This window comes from Amycolatopsis rubida, from assembly GCF_900115345.1.
GTDB lineage: Bacteria > Actinomycetota > Actinomycetes > Mycobacteriales > Pseudonocardiaceae > Amycolatopsis > Amycolatopsis rubida.
This window is the reverse complement of the sequence record NZ_FOWC01000013.1, coordinates 15,764-37,439: the sequence shown is the minus strand read 5'-3', so window position 1 is coordinate 37,439 and position 21,676 is coordinate 15,764. Positions and strand designations below refer to the sequence as shown.

Below are 21,676 nucleotides of genomic sequence, written 5' to 3'. Positions count from 1 at the left end.
CCTCAGCATTGTCCGCAGGACGACCTGCTGCTTCGCGTAGCAGTCCGCACCCGCACCGCGCTCCCCGCGCAGACGATCACGGCCAGCCCGCCCAGAATGGTCTGCCAGGTCAGCTCCTCGCCGAGGAATACCGCTGCCCACAACAGATTCAGCACCGGCTGCACCAACTGCACCTGGCTGACCTGAGTCATCGGCCCGATGCCCAGCCCGCGATACCACGCGAAGAAACCCAGATACATGCTCACCACCGCCAAATAAGCGAAAGCGGCCCACTCGCCTACGGTCGCATGTGGAGGGTGGCTCGCCACCGACACGACGGTCAACGCGACCATCAAGGGCGAGGCGACCACCAGCGCCCACGAAACGGTTTGCCAGGCGCCTAATTCCCGCGCCAGCAAACCGCCTTCTGCGTAACCGACTGCGGCGGCCAGCACCGCGCCGAAGAACAGCGCGTCCGACCACTGCAGTCCACTGAGGCCACCGCCCTGCAGGACGGCGAAGCCGATCGCCGCGACGGCACCGACGATGGCCAGGGCCCAGAAAGTCGCGGGTGGACGTTCGCGGGTGCGGAGCACCGCTGCTACCGCGGTCGCGGCGGGGAGCAGCGCGATGACGACGGCGCCGTGGCTGGCGGAGGCTGTGGTGAGGGCGTACGAGGTCAGCATCGGGAAGCCGATCACCACTCCGCCCGCGACGACGGCGAGGCGGAACCACTGGGTGCCGCGCGGGAGTCGTTGTTTGGCGGCGATCAGCGCGACGCTCGCGAGCACCGCGGCGGCCGCTGCCCGGGCAGCGCCGATGAACATCGCCGAGAGGCCGCCGTTTTCCACCGCGACCCGGGTGAACGGCACGGTGAACGAGAACGCCACGACACCGAGCAGGCCCCACCAAAGACCGGTCCGGGGTAGCGCCGGTGCTTCTGGGAGAGTAGCGCTATCATTCAGTTTCATGTCCGACGATAGCAGCTCTCGGATCGCTTCGACACTGCGCGAGTGGATCGCCACCGCCCCGGCGGGAGCGAAGCTGCCCTCGTCGCGGGAGCTGGTCGCACGGTATTCGGCCAGTCCGGTGACTGTCCAGAAGGCACTGCGCAGCCTGTCTTCCCAAGGACTGGTGGAGAGTTTGCCGGGAGTCGGCACGTTCGTCCGCGCGGCGCCCGCCACCGGGTCCGGCGACTACGGCTGGCAGACCGCGGCGCTGGGCACCCCGGGGCACGGGCTGCTCAAACAGCCCGCGTCGCTGCAGCCGGTCTCCACTGGCTCAGTAGCGCTTCATTCCGGCTATCCCGACCCAGAGCTGCTGCCGGAGCGTCTCGTCCGGAGCGCGTTCTCCCGGGCCGCACGGACGGCGGCGCTGGTCGGACGGCCGCCGACCGCGGGTGTTCCCGAACTCCAGGCCTGGTTCGCCGCGGAACTGCGCGCGGCGACCCCGGCCGATATCGCCCCGGTGACCCCGCGCGACGTCGTGATCACCCCGGGCAGCCAGAGCGGCCTGGTCACCGCCTTCCGCGCGCTGGTCGGCCCGGGACAGCCGCTGCTGCTGGAATCCCCGACGTACTGGGGCGCGATCCTCGCGGCGGCGAAAGCGGGCGTCGCGGTGGTTCCGGTGCCGAGCGGCCCGAACGGGCCGGATCCCGACGCACTGGCCAGGACGTTCGAGCAAACCGGCGCGCGGGCCTTCTACGCGCAGCCCAGTTTCGCCAGCCCGACCGGTGCGCTGTGGCAGCCCGGCCTGGCCGGCCGCGTCCTCGACACCGTCCGCCAGCACGGCGCTTTCCTGATCGAGGACGATTCCGCGCACGATTTCGGCATCACGGCGGAACCGCAGCCGCTCGCGGGCCGCGACGACGACGGCCACGTGGTCTACCTTCGCTCCCTCACCAAGAGCGTCTCCCCCGCGATCCGCGTCGCCGCGCTGATCGCCCGCGGCCCGGCGCGCGACCGGATTCTCGTCGACACGCTGGCGGAATCGATGTACGTCAGCACGGTGCTGCAGACCGTCGCACTCGACGTCGTGACCCAGCCCGCCTGGCGCACCCACCTGCGCCGGGTCCGGCACCAGCTCAAGATCCGCCGCGACCTGCTGCTCACCGGCCTCCGCGAACACGCGCCCGCGGTCCAGGCGGAATCCGTGCCGCAGGGCGGACTGAACCTCTGGGCGCGCCTTCCCGGAACGGTCGACCTGGCACGGGTGGTCCGCGATTGCGAATCCGCCGGTGTGGTCATCGGCCCTGGCGACGAATGGTTCCCCGCCGAGCCGACCGGACGGTTCATCCGGCTCAACTACGCCGGGCCGAATCCGGACGCGTTCGCCGACGCCGCGCGGGTGATCCAGGCGGCGGTCCTGGCGAACGCCTGACCACGGTTTCTCAGCAGCGTGTGCGGACTCAGCGGCGTTCGGGGCCTTCCCCCGCACCGATTGGCCCGGCGCGCGACGCCCGGACGGACTTCTCGCCAGTGAAGCCTGCGGCCCGTTTCGTCCGGCCGCTAGCCGTTTTCCGCGCGCAGAGCCGCTTTTCGCACCTTCCCGGCCGGCGTCAGCGGCAGGCTGTCCCGGACCACGATCTGGCGCGGAACCTTGTAATCGGCCACCTGCACCGCGCAGAACTCCTTCAGCTCCGCTTCGGTGACCGCCGATTCCGGTGCCGGGACAACGTAATACCGGCCGATCTCCCCCAGCACCGGATCGGGCACGCCGACCCCGGCCGCCAGCAGCACCCCGGGATGCGCGGCGAGGACGTTCTCCACCTCGACCGGATAAATGTTGAATCCGCCTTGGACGAACATGTCCTTGGCGCGGCCCTGCAGCGTCAGGCAACCGTCCTCGTCCGCGCGGGCCATGTCGCCGGTGTGCAGCCAGCCGTCCGCGTCGAGCGCCGCGGCGGTTTCCGCCGGCAGATTGTGGTAGCCGGCCATGATCGACGGGGTCCGGAACAGCAATTCGCCGGTTTCGCCGGTCGGCAGTGCTTCTCCGGACGGGGACGCGATTTTTGCTTCCACCCCGGGGAAAGGGACGCCGATCGAGCGTTCGGTCGCTTCCGTGCCGGCATTCCACGGCGTCATCACCACGGCACCGGACACCTCGCTCAGCCCGTACAGATTCATCACCGTCGCCTTCGGGAACGCAGCCGTAAGGCGTTGCAGCAAAGCAGGTTCCGCATTCGCGCCACCGGTGACGACTACGCGGATCGCGGAAGTGTCGATACCGGCGAAACGCTCGTGGTTCAGCAGCAGCGTGTGCATCGTCGGCACGCCGACCCACATCGTCAGCCCAGCCGTCCGGAACAGATCAGCGGCAGCACCGGCGTCGAAGGACGGCAACAGCACCGTCCGGCTGCGCGCGACCAAAGCGGACAGGATGCAGCAGGTGATGCCGCTGACGTGGTTCAGCGGAACGGCCACCGGCAGCACGTCGTCGGCGCTCAGCTGCAGGTGATCGGCTTCCGCGGCGGCGGACGCCAGCTGGCCGCGATGAGTCAGCGTCGCGCCTTTGGGACGGCCGGTGGTGCCGGAGGTGTAAATGATCATCACCGGATCGTCCTTCTCGACTGCCGCCGACGCGGCCGCCAGCGCCTCGGTGTCCGGCTCCGCTGCGCCCAGTTCGGCGAAAGTCGCCGCGGAAACGCCAGGCAGCTTGAGGTTTCCCAGCAGGGCGAGGAAATCGACGTCCCCCGCCGAAGGTTCGGTGACCACGAGACGCGCGCCGGAATCGTTCAGGATGTGCGCGAATTCGGTCTCCCGGTACCGAGGACTCAGCCCGACGACCGCCGCGCCGATCTTCGCGGCGGCGAAGTACACCGCCAGCCACTCCGGCGTCGTGCGCCCGTTGACCGCGATCCGATCGCCGCGCCGCACGCCCCGCCGCAGGAAATCGGCGGCGATCCGGTCCGACCAGGCGTCCATCTCGGCGAACCGGAGGTCCTGGGAACCGGCCGTCCAGCCGACGGCGTCCGCAGGCGCGGTGCGGAGCAGGTCGTGAATACGCGTCATCGCTCGTCCTCACTGGGTCAGGTGGACGGCGAGGAAGTCGAGCTGATCCGCGACGACCTTTTCGACCACAGGCGGATGGTAGACGGTGAAGTGATCCGCATCGTAGTGCTTCAGCACGGCCCGCGGCGGCGATCGACGGGTCGATGGGATTCTCGCGGTCGCAGGCGCAGATCAGCAGCGGACACCGCACCCGCGAGGCCCGCGCGGCGGCGTTGTAGAACACCATGCCCAAGCCGGACGCGGCGGTGATCCGGTTGTCGAACTCACCGCCCTCCGGCGTGACCGATTCCCCGCCCTCCAGCGCGCCGGGCTGATTCACGAAGGCCAGCTCGCCCGGACGGCCGGCCAGCGGAACGTACCGGCGAGGCAACCGCAACGCGGACCGCACCAGGTCCGCCACGATCGGCCCGGCGAACCGCGCCAGGTGCCGCGGCCCGGCTCGCGCCACGACGGCCCGGCCGCTGAACACCGGACCCTGCACGACCGCCGCGGCCAGCGACGGATCCCGCGCCGCCGCGGCGAGCACGTGACTGGACACGAACGAGGTTCCCCACAACGCGATCCGGCCCGCCTCGATCTCCGGCCTGCCGCGGGCGAACGCCAGCGCGGCGTCGACGTCCTCGGCGTACCGGCGCTGGCTGACCCGTTGCCGGGGCTCGCCGCCGGATTCGCCGAGGTGCCGGAAATCGAACGCCAGCACGGCGAAACCCGCTGCGGAGAACCAGGTTTCGTACTGGCCGAGCGTCATCTCGTGCGTCGCGCCGCCGCCGTGCACGAGCACGGGCGCCGGATGCGGCCCCGGCCAGTCCGGGACGGTGAGCCAGGCCGCGCACTCGTCGCGGCCGGAACGAAAGGCGGTGCACACCATCCCTCCATCAAGTACGTTGTACGTGAACCCAGCTGAACACGTGCCTTGCACTTAATCAAAGAGATTCCTGCCCGCACCGCGGAAGTTCACGCGCGCACGGCTGCAGGCCGCCGCGCTCGCGCTGGTCGACACCGCCGGACTGGACGGCCTGACGATGCGCAGCCTCGCGACCGAACTGGGCACCGGGCCGATGACGATCTACAACTACGTCGACGGCCGGGACGGGCTGGAACAACTCGTCACGGAAGCGGTGCTGGCCTCGGCGACTTGGCCGGATCCCTCCGGCGACTGGCGCGCCGACGTCCATGCCGTCGCCGAGGGAATGTGGCGGGCGGTGCGGGCGCATCCGCACGCCATCCCGCTGATCCTGACCCGCCGCAGCTTCGACCTGCCGGCCCTCCGGCCGGCCGAGGCTCTCGTGCAAGCGCTCGCGCGGGGCGGACGGTCCGGCACGGAACTGCTGGTCGCGTTCCGGACCGTGGCGGCCTTCGTCACCGGGCTTGCGCAAGCCGAACTGGCCGGTCCGCTGTTGCGCGACACGGACGTCAGCGAGACCACCGGCAGGATCGCGGAGCTGCCGTTCGCCGGACTGGCCGAGATCGCCAAGGCCGCCGCGGCAAGCGATCCGGAAGCCGAGTTCGCCGAGGGAATGCGCATCATTCTGGCTGGCCTGCACGAAAAAACCCGGTGACCGCCCCAAAGCGGTCACCGGGTCTCCCGCACCGCGTCAAGACAGGTGATGCACGTCCTGCAGCCCGTACACCGGCGTCTCAAGCCCTTCGAAGCGCGCCTTCAACTGCAGCGCCAGATACAGCGAGTAATGCCGCGACTGGTGCAGATTCCCGCCGTGGAACCACAATCCCTCCTGCTGGGTGGGCTTCCACATGTTGCGCTGCTCGCCCTCCCACGGGCCGGGATCCTTCGTCGTCTCCGAGCCGAGGCCCCAGCATTTGCCGACCTTGTCCGCGGTTTCCTGGCCGGCCAGGTCGGCGACCCAGCCGTTCATCGAGCCGTAGCCGGTCGCGTAGACGACCACGTCGGCCTCCAGTTCCGTACCGTCGGAAAGCACCACCGAGTTCGCGGTCAAGCGGTCGACCTGGCCGTGCGCGAGCTTGATGCTGCCGTTGGCGACGAGTTCCGAAGCGCCCACGTCGATGTAGTAGCCGGAACCGCGGCGCAGGTACTTCATGAACAGGCCGGAGCCGTCGTCGCCCCAGTCGTGCTTGAAGCCCGCTGCCTCAAGCCGGGCATAGAAGTCCTTGTCGCGCTCGTGGATCGCCTGGTACACCGGGATCTGGAACTCCGGCATGATCCGGTACGGGATCGAGGCGAAGATCAGGTCGGCCTTCTCGGTGGTGACGCCCGCGGCGAGCGCGCGCTCCGAGTACAGGTCGCCGAGGCCGAGATCCATCAGCGAATCCGACTTCACGATGTGCGTGGACGAGCGCTGCACCATCGTCACGTCCGCGCCGTGCTCCCACAGCGCCGCGCAGATGTCGTGCGCCGAGTTGTTCGACCCGACGACGACCGCCTTCTTGCCCGCGTACGCGTCCGGGCCGGGGTGCTGCGACGAGTGGTGCTGATCGCCCTCGAACTCGTCCATGCCGGGGAACGACGGCAGATTCGGCTTTCCGGACATCCCGGTCGCGAACACGACGTGCCGCGGCGTGAGGACCACCTGCTCGCCGTCGCGGTCCACCGTGACGTGCCACTGCTTCGCGTCGTCGTCCCACACCGCCGAGGTGACCGCCGAACGCGTCCAGTACGGCACCTCCATCAGCCGCGTGTACATCTCAAGCCAGTCGGCGATCTTGTCCTTCGGCGCGAACACCGGCCAGTTCTCCGGGAACGGCAGGTAAGGCAGGTGGTCGTACCAGACCGGGTCGTGCAGGCAGAGGTTCTTGTACCGCTTGCGCCACGAATCGCCGGGCCGGTCGTTGCGCTCCACCACCAGCGACGGCACGCCGAGCTGGCGCAGCCGGGCGCCGAGCGCGATCCCGCCCTGGCCGCCGCCGATCACCACGACGTAGGGCTGCCGGTCGTAGCCGAGCGTCTCCTGCTCCTCGGCCCGCTTCTCCGCCCACGACCGGCGGCCGCGGACCACGCCGTGCTCGACGCCCTTGGGCCGCCGTTCCCGCTGCGACTCCTCGAAGCCCTTCAGCTCACGCAAGCTGGTGAGCAGCGTCCACGCGCCTTCTTCCTTCAGCCGCAGATGCCCCTTCGCGCGTCCGGCGGCGGTCTCGAACTCGATCCACGCCTCGGTGACGCCGTCGGCCTCGGTGGCCGGTTCGGTGGTGCGGAAGCCGCTCGGGCCGGTCGCTTCCAGACAGCCGCCGAGCAAGCTGGCGACCCCGTCCCGGCCCTCGACGGTCTTGAGGTTCCAGGTGAACGAAACCAAGTCGCGCCAATAGGAATCGACGGCGAACAACGCCGAGGCAGCCTCGATGTCGCGGGCGGCCAGCGCGGCCTCGAACCGGGCCAGCCAGTCCTCGGCCCGGGCCTGCGGCGTGCCCGCCCGCGCGGGCCGGTCGACCGTCTGTGTCATGGCTGCTCCTCCATCTGCTCGCGATGCCAGCGTCGTCGGTGGTGTAGCGCCGATCACACTCCCCGGGCAGGGCGTGCGGCAAGGGTTGCAGCGAGTTGCACGCGCCCGGTGCGTGGAAACATCGGCGCAGGTCACCTATGCTGGGCGGCTAACGCGACGGTGCGGGAGGTGACTGTGGTGGTGCACAGTGCGGTGCCTCCGGGCCGCAACCTGCCCACCCACGCCCGCGACCTCGTCCGCATGCACGAGGCGGTCATCGGCGGCAGCCGTCCCGCGGTGCCGCCGCGGCCGCTCGTCTCGCGCTCCTGGTCCCGCGTGCTGAGCCTCGGCCTCACCGCCGACGGGATGAACGCCCGCGATTCGGTGCCCGGCGACGAGGTCGAACGCCGCAGGCACGGCTCCCCGCTGCGGCACGTCATCGAAGACCTCCGCCAGGTCGTCGGCGCGACGTCCGATTCGGCGCACATGCTCCTGGTAGTCACCGACGCCGACGGCATCATCCTGTGGCGCGAAGGCTCGTCCGCCGTCCGACGGAAGGCGGACACGCTGGGCTTCGTCGAAGGCTCCGAATGGACCGAATCCCGCGTCGGCACGAACGCGATCGGCACCGCGCTCGCCGAAGCCGCGCCGATCGAACTGCTCGCCGGCGAACACTTCGAGCAGAACCAGCACCCGTGGTACTGCACCGCCTCGCCCATCCACGACCCGCGCACCGGCGAACTGCTCGGCGTCATCGACGTCAGCGGCCCCGCGCTCACTCTGCACCCCGCGATCGGCGCCCTCGTCGAAACCGGCAAGCGCCTGGCCGAATCCGAACTGTGGCGCACCCACCGCCAGCGCCTCGAACGACTGCGCCAAATGGCTGAACCTGTCCTCTCCGCCGGCCCCGCCCTGGTCGTGGACGAGGACGGCTGGGTCGCCCACAGCGTCGGCGTCTCCGCGGGAGAACGCATCGCCGCCCCCCGAGCAGGCCAGGTAGTCGCCGTCCCCGGCCTGGGAGCCTGTCTCCCCGAACCCATCGCCGACGGCTGGCTCGTCCGCCCCGCCGACACCGCCCGCACCGTCCGGCTCGACCTGGACCTCACGCCCGCTCCCCTGCTGAGCTTCCGGGCAGGCGACACCGGCTGGCGCCGCCCGGTCACCAAACGGCACGCCGAAATCCTGGTCCGCCTCCACAAAGCAGGCCGCGAAGGCCTGTCGGCGGTCGCGCTGAGCCACGCCCTCTACGGCGACGCCGAACACCTGGTCACCGTCCGCGCCGAGGTGTCGCGCCTGCGCCGCCTGCTCGGCGCCATCGTCGACACCCGCCCCTACCGCCTGGCCGAAGGCGTGCGCATGACTGTCCACGCAGGACAGTGACCAGCACAGTCCGGCAAACCGGCCCCCAATGCGGGCGTCGCCGAGGCGTCCGCTAATGTTTACGACACGTTGCACAGCAGCAAGCGCGATTAGCTCAGCGGGAGAGCGCTTCCCTGACACGGAAGAGGTCACTGGTTCAATCCCAGTATCGCGCACTCCAGTCCACCCCAGGCTGGTGCGTTGCACAACGGGCGATTAGCTCAGGGGGAGAGCGCTTCGTTCACACCGAAGAGGTCACTGGTTCGATCCCAGTATCGCCCACTCGACTTGAGGCGAGCTATGCCCGCACAGAGCGCGGGCCTGCTCGTCTCGTCGTGTTTTCTGGGGGTGCGACCCCCAGGCCCCGCCCGGAGGGGCTTCGCCCCCCGGACCCCCCAAGGTGCGTGGTCCCGTCGATTTTGTGGGTTTCGGTTTGGCGGGGTCGGGCTTCGCGTGTGAGCGTCGCCGCGGCGGCGATCCGGTCGCCCGAGAGTTCCCGGACCCGGTCCGAGATGCGCAGGTCGGTGAGGTTGCCCGCCGAATCGACCGTGACGGCGACCAAGCCGTCCTTGCCGGTCTCGGTCACCGACACCTGCCCGGCCGCGGCCTGCATCGCCTGGTACCGCTCGGCTTTCGCTTTCGCCTGGGCGACCATCTGGTCGATCCGCGCGGTGGGGCCGGGCCCGTTCGGCGGCGGATCGCTCATGGTGTGCTCCTTCTTCCGTCCGGACCGTCCGCCAGGAAAGCACAGTTCGGCCCGCTCAGTCGAAGTGCTTGTGCGCCAAGAAGCACCCATGACTTTTTTGCCCGGAAACCTGGTCCCGAGTCTCGCCCGGCGCACCGCGGCGATCACGAGAAGCCGTCCCCGGACGGAGTATTCACCCGCGCGCCAGATCCGGGACACTCAGCTCGTTCATGCTCTTCCCCGGGCGAGCGGCGGCCGGTGACTCCGGGCGACCGCTGTCTCGCCGCGAACACGTGGAGGAACGCACCATGGCGGGTACGAGTCGCCGGAATTTTCTCGGCATGGCGGGCGCATCGCTCGCCGGAGCAGCGGCAGGCGGGCTGCTGCCCGGGTCTATCGGGAAGGCGCTCGCGGTCGAACCGGCCCGCCGGTCGGGCACCATCGAGGACGTCGAGCACGTCGTCGTCCTCATGCAGGAGAACCGGTCCTTCGACCATTATTTCGGCACCATGCGCGGCGTGCGCGGCTACGGCGACCCCCGGCCGCACCTGTTGCCCGGCGGGCGGCCGGTCTTCTACCAGCCGCCGGCGAAGGTGCGCACCTCCGCCTACCACAGCCGCGGCCTGCCTGACGACGCCGAGTACGTACTGCCGTTCCCGCTCGACGCCCTGCGCACCAGCGAGCACATCGCCGGCACCCACCACGGCTGGGGCAGCGGCGAACCGCTGTGGAACGGCGGGCGTTACGACGGCTGGGTGAACGAAAAACAAGACGTGTTCACCATGACCTACCAGCAGCGGTCCGAGCTGCCGTACCACTACGCGCTCGCCGAAGCGTTCACTATCTGCGACGCCTACCACTGCTCCGTCCCCGCGGACACCGCACCGAACCGGATCCTGCTGTGGTCCGGCACGATCGACACGCAGAACCGTCTCGGCAGCAAAAAGAACGGGCCCGGGCTCGGGGAACGGCCGGGCACCAACGGCTACAGCTGGACGACCTACCCCGAACGGCTGCAGCAGGCCGGGGTGAGCTGGAAGCTTTACCAGGGCGGCAGCGGTATCCCCGGCGAGCCGACGGACAACTACACGGACAACTCGCTTGAGTTCTTCGCGCAGTACCACCCGCAGGAAGGCGCGTCCGGGCCGCTGGTCGAGCAGGGCGTCTCGACGCACACGCTCAAGGAGTTCCGCGCCGACGTCCAGGCCGGGAAGCTGCCGCAGGTCACCTGGATCGTCCCGCCGTACAAGTACAGCGAGCACGCCGCCGCTTCCGCCAGCGACGGCGCGTACTACCTGAACCTCGTCCTCGACGCGCTCGTCTCGAACCCCGAGGTGTGGAGCAAGACCGTCTTCTTCATCAACTACGACGAGAACGACGGCCTGTTCGACCACGTCGTCCCGCCGATGCCGCCGCTGCTCAACCAGGCGGGCACGGACGGCCTGGTCTCGGGCTCGCTCGCCGCGAGCCTGCCCGATGAGACCCTCGATTTCGACAAGCTCCCGAAGGGCACCGGCGGCGCGCCGACCGGCGTTGCACTCACCGGCAAACACCCTGCCGGGCTCGGTTCCCGGGTACCGATGCTCGTCGTGTCGCCGTGGTCGCGCGGCGGCTGGGTCTGCTCGGAAACCTTCGACCACACCTCGGTGCTGCGCTTCCTCGAAGCCCGGTTCGGCGTGGCGGAGCCGAACATCAGCGCGTGGCGGCGGTCCGTCTGCGGCGACCTCACCTCGGCGTTCGACTTCTCCCGCCCGCAGGCCAAACCGGTCGTGACGCCCACGCCCGCCCCGCTGCCGAGCAAGAACCAGCCGTTCTCGGTGAAGCTTCCGCAGACGATGCCGAAGCAGGAGCCGGGCGTCCGGCCCGCGCGGGCGCTGCCGTACCGGTTCACCACCGCGCTCGCCGGAAAGCGCGACGGGCGCTCGGTTTCGGTGCGATTCACCAACGACGGCACCGCGGGCGCGTACTTCTACGTCTACGCGCACGGCGACTCGCCCCGCCGTTACACGGTCGCCGCGCACGACACCATCAGCGACATCTGGGAGGGCGCGCCGGGCGCCGACGAGCACGGCAACTACGACCTGCGCGTCACCGGCGCGAACGGTTACCTCGCGCAGTTCACCGGGACCACCGCGGACGCCACCGAACCCGAGGTCTCGGTGTCCACGAACAACTACGGCGCCCCGCTGCTGACCCTGACCGTCACGAACCCGGGCCGTCAGCGCCGGAAATTGAAGCTGCGCAACGATTACAGCCGTGGCACCGCCCGCACGATCGTGCTCGGTCCTGGCGAAACCCGGCGGGCGCCGTGCGAAACGGCGTCCGCGTTCGGCTGGTTCGACATCTCGGTGACCGACCCCGCCTCGCCGGGCTACCTGCGCCGGTTCGCCGGGCACAACGAGACAGGCCGGCCGAGCTTCAGCGACCCCGGTCCGCGCCGGTAGTCCCGCCGGAAAACCACGAAAGAGAGCGGAAACGCCCGGCCGGGTGGACCCTGCCGGGCGTTTCCGCATTCCGCTCGCTTCATCGATTCAGTCGTGCCACGCTCGGCGCATGCGGATCGGCGACCTCGGCTGCCCCGGAGCGAACGCGGTGCTCCGGGCTTTCGCCCGCAAAGGCATTCACGTGCACGGCTGGGAAATCTCCGGCATCCAGGACGGCGGGGCCGGGCTGCGGGAGAACCGGAGCGTGCCGATCGGGTCTCCCGAGATCGGCGAAATCCGCCACCGGCCCTTTCTCAGCTCGTCGCGCGGCCCGGTCAAGCCGGGCGATTCGCTGCACAACCTCGTCGTGCTCGGCTCGGCGGATGCCCTTGCCGGGGCAGCGAAACTCGCCGCCGACGCGCTCGACCGCTGTCGCACTACCGCCGAATCGCACGAGCGCGCGCTGGTCGTCGAGGTCGCCGGCCAGGATTCCGGCTGGCTGGCCCTGCACGCCGGGCTGGCCGGCGGCGCGGACGTGATCCTCGGCCCGGAGCACCCATGCGGTCTCGACCGAGTGCTGCCCCGGGTGACGCGCCGCTTCGACCGAGGCCGCGCGCCGATCATCGTGGTCTCCGAAGGCGCGCTCCCGGACGGGATTCCGGTACCGAACGGCGTGGCGACCTGGCTGTCCGAGGAGATTTCGCGGCGAGCCAGGAAGGCGGACGGCCGACCGCGTCCGACCGGGAACTGGGCATCCGGTTCGGCCTGCGCGCGGTCGACGCGGTGCACTCCGGCGAGTCCGGCGTCATGGTCGCGTTGCGCGGCACCGATGTCATCACCGTCCCGTTGGCCGCGGCAGCCGTGCGCAAAACGGTCTCTCCCGAGCGCTACCGCGAAGTCGACGCTCTGCTCAGCTGACGAAGCGGGCTAAAGTCCGGCGCATGAAGCGCGCATCGGCGGCCGACGGGCTCGACCTCTACCTGCCCGCGTCCACCACCCGCCCAGCGCACGCGCTCGAAACGGCTTTGCGCGCCGCAGTCGTCGACGGCCGTCTTCCGGCAGGCACCCGGCTGCCCGCTTCGCGCGCGCTAGCCACCGACCTCGGCATCGCCCGCAGCACCGTCTCCGAGATCTACTCGCGACTCGCCGCCGAAGAACGCACGCTCGCCCTCGCCTTGGCTGCCGACGCCCTGGCAAATGGACTGAGTTCTTAGCTCCGGATTGGTCGAGAATCCGGTCCATTCGCGACCTAGCCTAGGTCCGTGACCACGCCGATCCCATCCCATCACGCCTCGATTTCGACGCTCTGGCCCCGATTTTCTCCCGTGCGATGAGCACTTTGGACGACGCCGCGACCCAGCAGCTCGACCACGCGGGCATCGACCCGGCCCTGCGCGAACTGGTCCGCCTCCGCGCGTCCCAGCTCAACGGCTGCGCATACTGCGTCGACATGCATTCGCAAGCCGCACGCAAGGAAGGCGTGCCAGCACAGCGGGTCGACGCGCTCGCGGTCTGGACGGAATCCGGCCTGTTCACCGCTGCCGAGCGAACCCGCGCTCGCGCTCACCGAGGACGTCACGCGCCTCTCCGAAACGCACGTGCCCGAGTCGACCGTTTCCGAGGCCGTCACGGCATTCGGCGAGGAAGGCGCGGCCGCGCTGATCGCGCTCCTCACCGCCATCACCATGTGGAACACGGTCGGCGTGACGACCCGTTGCTGGTCGGTCAGCCCGGCATGACCACCGCGCGCACGGCGATCCGGCGGCTCGCCACCGCACAAGCCCTGACCTCGGCGGGCGACGGCGCGGTGCTGGCCGTGTCCGCCGTCCACTTCACCACCAGGGTCGGCCTGCCGGCGGGAATCGTGGCGCTCGGGCTGTCGCTCGGCGCCGCGACGAGCCTGACCACCACCGTTCCGTTCGGGACGCTGCTGGACCGGATCGGCGCTCGCCGAGCGCTCGCCGCGGCGACTGTCGCCGCGGTCGCGGGCCTGCTGTTGTTCGCCGTCGCGCGCTCTGTTCCGCTGTACATCGCCGCTTGCGCGCTCTTCGCCTGCGGGCAGGGCGCGCTCGCGGCGGGCCGCCAAGCCGTCGTCGCTCCCGAAGGCCGCGTCCGAGCCCGTGCGTTGCTGCACACCGCCGTCAACATCGGCATCGGCGCGGGCTCCGGACTCGGCGCACTCGTCCTCGCCGCAGGCACGAACGCAGTCACCGTTTTTGTTGCCGATGCTGGATTATTCGTCTTCGCCACCGCGCTGTACCTGCACGCCCGACCGGACGCACCGGCCGAACGCCAGACCGGCTGGCCAGCCTTGCACGACCGCCGCTACGTCACCTTGACGGTGCTGGCGGCGGTCACGCAGCTGACCATGCCGATCCTCAGCGTCACGCTTCCACTGTGGATAGTCACCCGCAGCTCCGCTCCACAATGGACGTCCGCAATGGCGCTGCTGGCCAATACCGTCCTCGTCGTACTCCTCCAGCTGCCGATCAGCCGACAGGTCCGCGACGCCCGCACGGCCCGCCGATCCCTTGCCGTGGCCGGAATCTTCCTGATCGCCGCCTGCACCGTCTTCGGCTCGCTCAGCGCTTCCGAACACCCGGTGGTCCCGGCACTGGCCGGCGCACTCCTGCTCACCCTCGCCGAAACGACCGCCTCCGCCGGGGCCTGGCATCTCGCGTTCAGCCTTGCCCCCGGCGGCAGCCGCGCTGGCGGCCATGGCCGTCCCTCAGCGGAAAGCCGACTGCCCGGTGATCGCCTGACCGACCACGAGCGTGTGCATCTCGACAGTGCCCTCGTAGGTCAGCACCGATTCGAGGTTGTTCATGTGCCGGATCACCGGGTACTCCAGCGAAATCCCGTTCGCGCCGAGGATCGTGCGCGCGGTGCGGCAGATCTCGATCGCCTCGCGGACGTTGTTCAGTTTGCCGAGGCTGACCTGTTCCGGCCGCAGCACCCCGGCGTCCTTGCGCCGTCCCAAGTGGATCGCGAGCAGCAACGCCTTCGTGTACTCCAGCGTCATGTCGACAAGTTTCTGCTGCGTCAGCTGGAACGCGGAGATCGGCTTCCCGAACTGCGTGCGGTCCTCGGCGTAGGACATCGCCGCTTGCAAGCACGAACGCGCCGCGCCGACCGAACCCCACACGATGCCGAAGCGGGCCTCGTTGAGGCAGCTCAACGGTCCCTTCAGCCCGGTGACCTCAGGCAGCACCGCGTCCGCGGGCAGCCGCACGCCGTCGAGAACGAGTTCGCTCGTGATCGAAGCGCGCAGCGACAGCTTGTGCTTGATCTCCGGAGCCGAGAAGCCCGGAGTGTCGGTGGGCACCACGAAGCCGCGCACGCCCTTGTCGGTCTGCGCCCACACCACCGCGACGTCGGCGACGCTTCCGTTGGTGATCCACATCTTCCGGCCGTCGAGGACCCAGTCGTCGCCGTCGCGCCGCGCGCGGGTGCGCATGCTGGCCGGGTCCGAGCCGGCGTCCGGTTCGGTCAGCCCGAAGCAGCCGATCGCCTCGCCCGCCGCCATCGAGGGCAGCCACTGCTGCTTCTGCTCCTCCGAACCCCATTTCCAGATCGCGAACATCGCCAGCGAACCCTGCACCGACACCAGCGAGCGGATGCCCGAGTCGGTCGCCTCCAGCTCAAGGCAGGCGAGCCCGTACTCGGTCGCCGACATCCCGGCGCAGCCGTAGCCCTCCAGGTGCATGCCGAGCACGCCGAGCGAGCCGAGGTCCTTGGCGAGGCCGCGGACGTCGGGCAGTTCGCCGCGCTCGAACCAGTCGCCGACGTACGGGTCGATCCGGTCGGCGCAGACCCGGCGGACCGCGTCCGCGATCGCCTTCTCGTCTTCGGTGAACAGGTCGCCGAGCCCGGCGGGGTCGCGCGGATCCAGCGGCGGCAGGGACTTCGTGGCGCTCATTTCTTCTCCTCTGCGAGCCAGCGGCGAATCTCGTCGCTGTGCTGCCCCAGCCGGGGCGGGGCGGTGTAGCGGGCGACCGGCGTCTCCGAATAGCCGATCGGGTGACGGACCTGGGGCGGCGAGTCGCCGACCGGCACGATGGGAGCCAGACCGAGCGATTCCGCGAGCTTGAACCCGTCCGCGAGATCGCCGACCGGACCGGCGGGCACGCCGGCCTCGGTCAGCCGCTCAGCCCACGCGACCACAGTGTCGGTGCCGAGCCGCTGTTCGAGAGCCGCCCTCAGCTCCGGACGATGGCGCACGCGTTCGGCATTCGTCGCGAACCGCTCGTCGTCGGCCAGCTCCGGAACGCCCAGCACCTCGGCGAGGCGGCGGAACTGCCCGTCGTTGCCGCAGGCCAACGCGAGCACGTCGTCCTTGCAGCGCAACGTTTCGTACGGCGCGATCGATGGATGCGAGTTGCCCATCCGCCGCGGCGCGCGTCCGGTCGTGAGGTACGAGGAAGCCTGGTTGGCCATCGAACCGAGCAAACTGGACAGCAGATTCACCTCGACCCGCTGTCCCCGTCCGCTCTGCTCGCGGGCCCGCAACGCGGCGAGAATGCCGATGGTGGCGTCCTTCGCGGCGAGCACGTCCACCAGCGCGACACCGACCTTCGCCGGTTCGTCGGTGCCGGTGACGCTCATCAGCCCGCCCATCGCCTGCACGAGGAAGTCGTAGCCGGGCAGGTCCGCGTCGCCGCCGAAGCCGGAAACCGAGCAGTACACAATGCCGGGATTACCCACGCGGACGGATTCGTAGTCGAGCCCGCGCCGCCGCAGCGCGCCGGAGCGGAAATTCTCCACGAGCACGTCGGCGCGGCTGGCGAGTTCGCGCGCCAGGACCAGGTCGTCCGGATCGCCGAGGTCGAGCGCCACGGACTGCTTGGACCGGTTCGCGCATTCGAAGTACGAGCTGGAGTGCGCCGTCCACGGCGGCCCCCAGCCACGGGTGTCGTCCCCGGAACCGGGCCGTTCGACCTTGATCACCGTCGCCCCGAGGTCGGCCAGGTTCACGCACGCCAGCGGACCGGCGAGCACCCGGCTGAAGTCCGCGACGACGACACCGTCCAGTGGCATGCTCACGAGCGCACCTCCTCGCTACGCATACTGGCATCAAAATACGTATTTACGCAACCCGCAGGTCCGGGTAGAGTTCCCGATCACCCGAGGAGAGAAAGCACCGATGCCGACGCACCCCACGCCGGACGGCCGCCCGAGGCCGCACCACCGGATGATCGACCGGGTGTCGACCATCCTGGAGCGGGCCGCGCGCTCCCGGAACGGGGTCACGCTCACCGAGTTCGCCCGCGAGCTCGACGCGCCGATGAGTTCGATCCAGGGCCTGGTCAACGGCCTCGTCGCGACCGGTTACCTCGACGAGCACGACCGCCGCTACTCCCTCGGCCCGGCTCCGTTCCTGCTCATCCGGCTGGTCGGCCGCCCCACTGTCACCACGGTGTCGCACGAGGATCTCGAAGCGCTGCACGCGGAAACCGGGATGACCGCGGTGCTGGCGATCATGGTGGGCAGCGACCTTTATTACGTGGACTACGCCTCGCACGACCCGCGCTACGCCTATCTCGCCGAAGGGTTCGTGCGCCGCTCGCCGATCCGCACGTCGACCGGCTGGATCTTGCTGGCTGCCATGGAAAACCGCGATCTGTGGCCGCAGATCGGCGCTCTGCCGCCTTCGGACGCCGAGCTGGTCGAGCGTTTTCTCCAAGACCTGACCCGGATCCAGGCCGAGGGCCTGGTCGCCGCGCCGAGTGCGTCAACCGAAGCGGACGGCGTGTCGGTCGCGGTCGTGGAGGACGGCCGGACGGTCGCCGCGGTCGGGATCATGGGCAGTCACACCGAAGTGGCCGAGCGCAAAGCCGAGCTGATCGACGTGCTGACCCGGCATCAGCGCGAATGGCGGAAGCGGCCCTAGCCTCAGGGAATTCCGGGGTCGTCATCCGGGGCTCGTACCGGATGTCCGCGAGCACGAACCGGGCAAAGCTGGACTCATGTCGCACCCGCTTGTCCGGAAGCACCACCCCACCGCGTGGACTCGTCCGCTGCAGATCGCCACCGTCGTCTGTTCACTGGTCTTCACTGTCGGCACGATCCTGCAGAACTTCGTGATCATCGACCTCGACATGCTTCGCCTCGCAATGCGGTCGGCCGGAGCCAGCGCCTCCGACGCACCGGGATTCCTGACCGGGCTTCGCACCGTCGGCTGTCTCTACATCGTCGGCAACGCGGCCGGCCTGCTCGCGCTGCGGGGCCGGACGTGGACGTTCTGGGTCGTCGTGGCCGTCAACGTCACCCAAGCCGCCGGGGTCTTCGCGATCCCGCCCGCGGTCTTCGACGCCTCCGTCACCCTCTACGGACCGGCGGGAATCCTCCCGTCAGTGATCACCGACGGCGGCGCGGCATTGCTCTCCCTGGCGTTGCTCGGCAGTCTCGTCGTCTTCCGAACGCCGTGGGCACAACGCCGGGAGAACTGACCGCACTACTCGACTTCCGAGAGCTTCGCCAGCACCCCGCCGTCCGGATCCAGTTCGCGTTCCACCTCGGCCAGCCGAGCCGTCGCCCGCTGATGCGCGCCGCGTCCGCGCGGCGCGAGATACACCCGGACCCGCCGCCGGTCCTCCGCGTCGACCTCGCGATACGCGGCCGCGGTGGTGACCAGCCGGTCGACCACGCGGGTCAGCGTCGGCCCGGTGACCAGCGTGCGCCCGGCCAGTTCGGTCATCGTGAGGCCGTCGCCCGCGGCGAGCGCGTCCAGCACCAGCCAGCCGTCGAGGGACAGCCCCTCTTGTTTGAGCAGCGGCTCGATCCGCAGCGTGACCGCGCGTGCGGTGCGGGTGAGGGCGCGGATCAACGACGCCTCGGCCGCCTGTGCCTGCCTCATCCGCCCGCCCTCGTTCCGCCCTTGCGCAAATGCCTCCGCATTGTAAGACTTCCAAATGGAAGCAAGTCAACCGGCGAAAAAGCCCGGAGCCGGCATGGGACTCGGAGTCGCCAGCCGCGCGAGCGCGCTGCGCGTCGCGCTGGTCGTCCCGCTGCAGGGACCGGCGGGCCTGTTCGGGCCCTCGTGCGAGGCGATCAGCGAACTCGCGGTCCGGGAACTGAACGACGCGGGCGGAATCCTCGGCCGCGAGGTGACGCTGGAAGTCGTCGACGGCGGCGCTCCGCCCGCCCAGGTCGCGTCGGCCGTGCGGCGCTTGGTCGACGCGGGCGAGATCGACGCGGTCACCGGTTGGCACATTTCCTCAGTCCGCAACGCGCTCGCGCCGGTCCTCGCCGACCGCGTGCCGTACGTGTACACATCGCTCTACGAAGGCGGCGAAAGTCGTTCTGGCATCTACTGTTCCGGCGAAGTCCCACGCGTGCAGATCCAGCCCGCGCTGCGGTGGCTGCGCGACAACTGCGGCGCGCGCAGCTGGTTCGTGGCGGGCGACGACTACGTGTGGCCGCGCGGTTCCGCGGACGCGATCCGGCGCTACGCAAGAGAACTCGACCTCCGGATCGCCGGAGAGGCGTTCGTCGGACTGGGTTCGGGCGACATGGCACGGCTGGTCCGGCGCGTCGAAACCTCGGCGTGCGACGGTGTTCTGATGCTGTTCGTCGGACAGGACGCGGTCCGGTTCAACCGCCGGTTCGCCGCCCGCGGACTTCACGAGCAGATGCTGCGCTTCAGTCCGTTGATGGAAGAAAACATGCTGCTGGCCAGCGGAGCCGAGGCGACCCGAAACCTCTTCGCGTCCGCCGCGTACTTCCGCTCCCTGGTCACCGCGGACGCGATGGACCTGCTCGGCCGCTACGTCCGCCTGCACGGCCCGGCCGCGCCGCCGCTCAACAACGCGGCCGAATCCTGTTACGAGGGCTTGCATACGCTCGCCGAACTCGCTCGCCGGGCAGGCACTCCGGACATGCGCGCCTTCAACGCCGCCATCGACGGCGTCGCCTACGACGGACCGCGCGGCACGGTCGAATTCCACGGCCAGCAAGCCGCCCAGCACGTGCACCTCGCCGCCGCGCGCGGCTGCGACTTCGATCCGATCACCCGGCTCTGACCCGTTCCGTTCCGGTCTTGACGCCCGCCGTCCGGCCATTTATTTTCACTTGACAGTATTTCATCTGGTACCAACTGAGGAGCGTGCGATGAACAACGTCGGCCTGCTCTACGTCGGGGCGGTACTGCTGGTCAACGGGCTGATGCTGCTCGGGCGAGTGCCCGCGCGGTCGGCCGCCGCGCTGAATCTGTTCGTGGGCGGGCTCCAGTGCGTGACGCCGACAGTGCTGATCGTCCAGGCGCACGGGGATTCCGAAGCGATCCTCGGCGCGTCCGGGCTGTTCCTGTTCGGCTTCACCTATCTGTACGTCGGGATCGCGAACCTCGCCGGGCTCGAACCCGAGGGCATCGGCTGGTTCTCGCTGTTCGTCGCGGGCGCCGCGCTCGTGTACGCCGGCATAGCGTTCTGGCGGCAGCACGATCCGGTGTTCGGCGTGATCTGGCTGTCCTGGGCGCTGCTGTGGGGCCTGTTCTTCCTCGTGCTCGGGCTCGGCCGCGAGGAGCTGACCCGGTTCACCGGCTGGACGACCGTCCTGCTCAGCCAGCCGACCTGCACGCTGCCCGCGTTCCTCGCGCTCACCGGCGGCTACCGCTCCACCGCGACCGCCGCTCTCCTCGCGGCGGCGGCCGCTGTCCTGCTCGTCGCTCTCGCCGCGGTGCTCGGCTTCCGCGGCCAGTCCCGCCCCGTCCACGACCGCGCCGCGGCCGCGGCCTGACCCGCCACCTGAAGGAGAAACCCCATGCGACACGGTGACATTTCCTCAAGCCCGGACACAGTCGGCATCGCGGTCGTGAACTACAAGATGCCGCGGCTGCATTCGAAGGCCGAGGTGCTCGACAACGCGCGCAAGATCGCCGACATGGTGGTCGGCATGAAGGGCGGCCTGCCCGGAATGGACCTCGTCGTGTTCCCCGAATACTCGACCCAGGGGATCATGTACGACGAGCAGGAAATGTACGACACCGCGGCGACTATCCCCGGCGAGGAGACCGCGATCTTCTCCGCCGCCTGCCGCGAAGCCGATACCTGGGGCGTCTTCTCGATCACCGGCGAACAGCACGAGGACCACCCGGACAAGCCGCCGTACAACACCTTGGTGCTGATCGACAACCACGGCGAGATCGTGCAGAAGTACCGGAAAATCCTGCCGTGGTGCCCGATCGAGGGCTGGTACCCGGGCGACACCACGTACGTCACGGACGGCCCTAAGGGCATGAAGATCTCGCTGATCATCTGCGACGACGGCAATTACCCGGAAATCTGGCGGGATTGCGCGATGAAGGGTGCCGAGCTGATCGTCCGCTGCCAGGGCTACATGTACCCGGCGAAGGACCAGCAGGTGCTGATGGCGAAGGCCATGGCGTGGGCCAACAACTGCTACGTCGCGGTCGCCAACGCGGCCGGATTCGACGGCGTGTACTCGTATTTCGGCCACTCCTCGATCATCGGTTTCGACGGCCGGACGCTCGGCGAAACCGGCGAGGAGGAATACGGCATCCAGTTCGCCCAGTTGTCGCTTTCGGCGATCCGGGACGCCCGCGAGTACGACCAGTCGCAGAACCACCTGTTCAAGCTGCTGCACCGCGGTTACTCGGGCGTGCACGCGGCCGGCGGCGGCGACAAGGGCGTCGCGGACTGCCCGTTCGAGTTCTACCGCACGTGGGTCACCGACGCGCAGAAGGCGCAGGAAAACGTCGAGGCCATCACGCGCAGCACGATCGGCGTGGCCGAATGCCCGGTCGGCCAGCTGCCCGCGGAAAAGACCAAGCAGGCCTGATCCTCCGCTGGCCGCCGGTTCCGGTTTTTC

18 protein-coding genes, 2 tRNA genes and 2 pseudogenes are annotated in these 21,676 nt (G+C 69.6%); 14 read left to right on the top strand and 8 right to left on the bottom strand.

Translation table 11 applies throughout. The features are described from left to right. Positions 1 to 2: 2 nt before the first annotated feature. Positions 3 to 950, bottom strand: a complete 948-nt coding sequence (locus BM362_RS35270; protein ID WP_067594440.1) for a DMT family transporter — start codon at positions 948 to 950, stop codon at positions 3 to 5. Between BM362_RS35270 and BM362_RS35265 the strand changes: the two genes are divergently transcribed. Continuing rightward, complete coding sequence (locus BM362_RS35265) at positions 949 to 2,358, top strand: aminotransferase-like domain-containing protein (protein WP_067594442.1); 1,410 nt, start codon at positions 949 to 951, stop codon at positions 2,356 to 2,358. The genes BM362_RS35270 and BM362_RS35265 overlap by 2 nt on opposite strands. Positions 2,359 to 2,486: 128 nt before the next feature. On the opposite strand, the gene BM362_RS35260 is transcribed toward BM362_RS35265, so the two are convergent. After that, complete coding sequence (locus BM362_RS35260; protein WP_067594445.1) at positions 2,487 to 3,989, bottom strand: class I adenylate-forming enzyme family protein; 1,503 nt, start codon at positions 3,987 to 3,989, stop codon at positions 2,487 to 2,489. A gap of 448 nt (positions 3,990 to 4,437) precedes the next feature. Then, a pseudogene (locus BM362_RS50800) lies at positions 4,438 to 4,737 on the bottom strand (alpha/beta hydrolase); the annotation flags it as partial. Between the two features lie 274 nt (positions 4,738 to 5,011). Here BM362_RS50800 and BM362_RS35250 point away from each other — a divergent pair. Continuing rightward, a complete protein-coding gene (locus BM362_RS35250) occupies positions 5,012 to 5,548 on the top strand; it encodes a TetR/AcrR family transcriptional regulator C-terminal domain-containing protein (protein ID WP_244287390.1) in 537 nt (178 codons plus the stop codon). Between the two features lie 36 nt (positions 5,549 to 5,584). On the opposite strand, the gene BM362_RS35245 is transcribed toward BM362_RS35250, so the two are convergent. Then, positions 5,585 to 7,402 carry an NAD(P)/FAD-dependent oxidoreductase gene (locus BM362_RS35245; RefSeq protein ID WP_067594452.1) on the bottom strand — a complete coding sequence of 606 codons (1,818 nt, stop codon included), beginning with the start codon at positions 7,400 to 7,402 and terminating at the stop codon, positions 5,585 to 5,587. Between the two features lie 174 nt (positions 7,403 to 7,576). Here BM362_RS35245 and BM362_RS35240 point away from each other — a divergent pair, with 174 nt between their 5' ends. From BM362_RS35240 to BM362_RS35230, 3 genes are all read left to right on the top strand, one after another. Next, a complete protein-coding gene (locus BM362_RS35240) occupies positions 7,577 to 8,761 on the top strand; it encodes a sigma-54-dependent transcriptional regulator family protein (protein WP_093576105.1) in 1,185 nt (394 codons plus the stop codon). Positions 8,762 to 8,844: 83 nt separating this feature from the next. Next, a tRNA-Val gene (locus BM362_RS35235) sits at positions 8,845 to 8,916 on the top strand. A gap of 34 nt (positions 8,917 to 8,950) precedes the next feature. Continuing rightward, a tRNA-Val gene (locus tag BM362_RS35230) sits at positions 8,951 to 9,022 on the top strand. 16 nt (positions 9,023 to 9,038) lie between these two features. Here BM362_RS35230 and BM362_RS35225 read toward each other — a convergent pair. After that, on the bottom strand, positions 9,039 to 9,446 hold the full coding sequence (locus BM362_RS35225; RefSeq protein ID WP_093576104.1) for a YbaB/EbfC family nucleoid-associated protein: 408 nt from the start codon (positions 9,444 to 9,446) through the stop codon (positions 9,039 to 9,041). 287 nt (positions 9,447 to 9,733) lie between these two features. Between BM362_RS35225 and BM362_RS35220 the strand changes: the two genes are divergently transcribed. The 4 genes and pseudogenes from BM362_RS35220 to BM362_RS50795 form a co-directional block, all read left to right on the top strand. Beyond that, the gene (locus BM362_RS35220) at positions 9,734 to 11,869 is read left to right on the top strand and encodes a phosphocholine-specific phospholipase C (RefSeq protein ID WP_093576103.1); all 2,136 of its coding nucleotides are present in this window, start codon (positions 9,734 to 9,736) and stop codon (positions 11,867 to 11,869) included. A gap of 109 nt (positions 11,870 to 11,978) precedes the next feature. Beyond that, entirely contained in the window at positions 11,979 to 12,779 is an 801-nt protein-coding gene (locus BM362_RS35215) for a 6-phosphofructokinase (protein ID WP_244287389.1), read from the top strand. A gap of 10 nt (positions 12,780 to 12,789) precedes the next feature. Continuing rightward, complete coding sequence (locus BM362_RS35210) at positions 12,790 to 13,062, top strand: GntR family transcriptional regulator (RefSeq protein WP_244287388.1); 273 nt, start codon at positions 12,790 to 12,792, stop codon at positions 13,060 to 13,062. Positions 13,063 to 13,178: 116 nt separating this feature from the next. Continuing rightward, positions 13,179 to 14,498: pseudogene (locus tag BM362_RS50795) on the top strand (MFS transporter); the annotation flags it as partial. A 78-nt stretch (positions 14,499 to 14,576) separates the two neighbouring features. On the opposite strand, the gene BM362_RS35195 reads toward BM362_RS50795, so the two are convergent. Together BM362_RS35195 and BM362_RS35190 are read right to left on the bottom strand one after the other, a co-directional pair. Next, on the bottom strand, positions 14,577 to 15,767 hold the full coding sequence (locus BM362_RS35195) for an acyl-CoA dehydrogenase family protein (RefSeq protein WP_067594473.1): 1,191 nt from the start codon (positions 15,765 to 15,767) through the stop codon (positions 14,577 to 14,579). Then, positions 15,764 to 16,885: a CaiB/BaiF CoA transferase family protein gene (locus BM362_RS35190; protein ID WP_067594476.1), complete on the bottom strand. Its 1,122-nt coding sequence runs from the start codon at positions 16,883 to 16,885 to the stop codon at positions 15,764 to 15,766. The genes BM362_RS35195 and BM362_RS35190 overlap by 4 nt, the downstream gene beginning before the upstream one ends. A gap of 106 nt (positions 16,886 to 16,991) precedes the next feature. Between BM362_RS35190 and BM362_RS35185 the strand changes: the two genes are divergently transcribed. Continuing rightward, entirely contained in the window at positions 16,992 to 17,738 is a 747-nt protein-coding gene (locus BM362_RS35185; RefSeq protein WP_093576102.1) for a helix-turn-helix domain-containing protein, read from the top strand. A 76-nt stretch (positions 17,739 to 17,814) separates the two neighbouring features. Continuing rightward, positions 17,815 to 18,297, top strand: a complete 483-nt coding sequence (locus BM362_RS35180) for a hypothetical protein (protein ID WP_093576101.1) — start codon at positions 17,815 to 17,817, stop codon at positions 18,295 to 18,297. Between the two features lie 5 nt (positions 18,298 to 18,302). Here BM362_RS35180 and BM362_RS35175 read toward each other — a convergent pair whose 3' ends face one another. After that, positions 18,303 to 18,704 carry a MarR family winged helix-turn-helix transcriptional regulator gene (locus BM362_RS35175; RefSeq protein ID WP_093576100.1) on the bottom strand — a complete coding sequence of 134 codons (402 nt, stop codon included), beginning with the start codon at positions 18,702 to 18,704 and terminating at the stop codon, positions 18,303 to 18,305. A gap of 94 nt (positions 18,705 to 18,798) precedes the next feature. On the opposite strand from BM362_RS35175, the gene BM362_RS35170 reads away from it, so the two are divergent. The 3 genes from BM362_RS35170 to BM362_RS35160 all read left to right on the top strand — a co-directional run bounded on the left by BM362_RS35170 (position 18,799) and on the right by BM362_RS35160 (position 21,646). Next, positions 18,799 to 19,869: a substrate-binding domain-containing protein gene (locus BM362_RS35170; RefSeq protein WP_067594487.1), complete on the top strand. Its 1,071-nt coding sequence runs from the start codon at positions 18,799 to 18,801 to the stop codon at positions 19,867 to 19,869. An 88-nt stretch (positions 19,870 to 19,957) separates the two neighbouring features. Then, on the top strand, positions 19,958 to 20,584 hold the full coding sequence (locus BM362_RS35165) for an AmiS/UreI family transporter (RefSeq protein ID WP_093576099.1): 627 nt from the start codon (positions 19,958 to 19,960) through the stop codon (positions 20,582 to 20,584). 24 nt (positions 20,585 to 20,608) lie between these two features. Further along, positions 20,609 to 21,646 carry an aliphatic amidase gene (locus tag BM362_RS35160; RefSeq protein WP_093576098.1) on the top strand — a complete coding sequence of 346 codons (1,038 nt, stop codon included), beginning with the start codon at positions 20,609 to 20,611 and terminating at the stop codon, positions 21,644 to 21,646. Positions 21,647 to 21,676 lie beyond the last annotated feature (30 nt).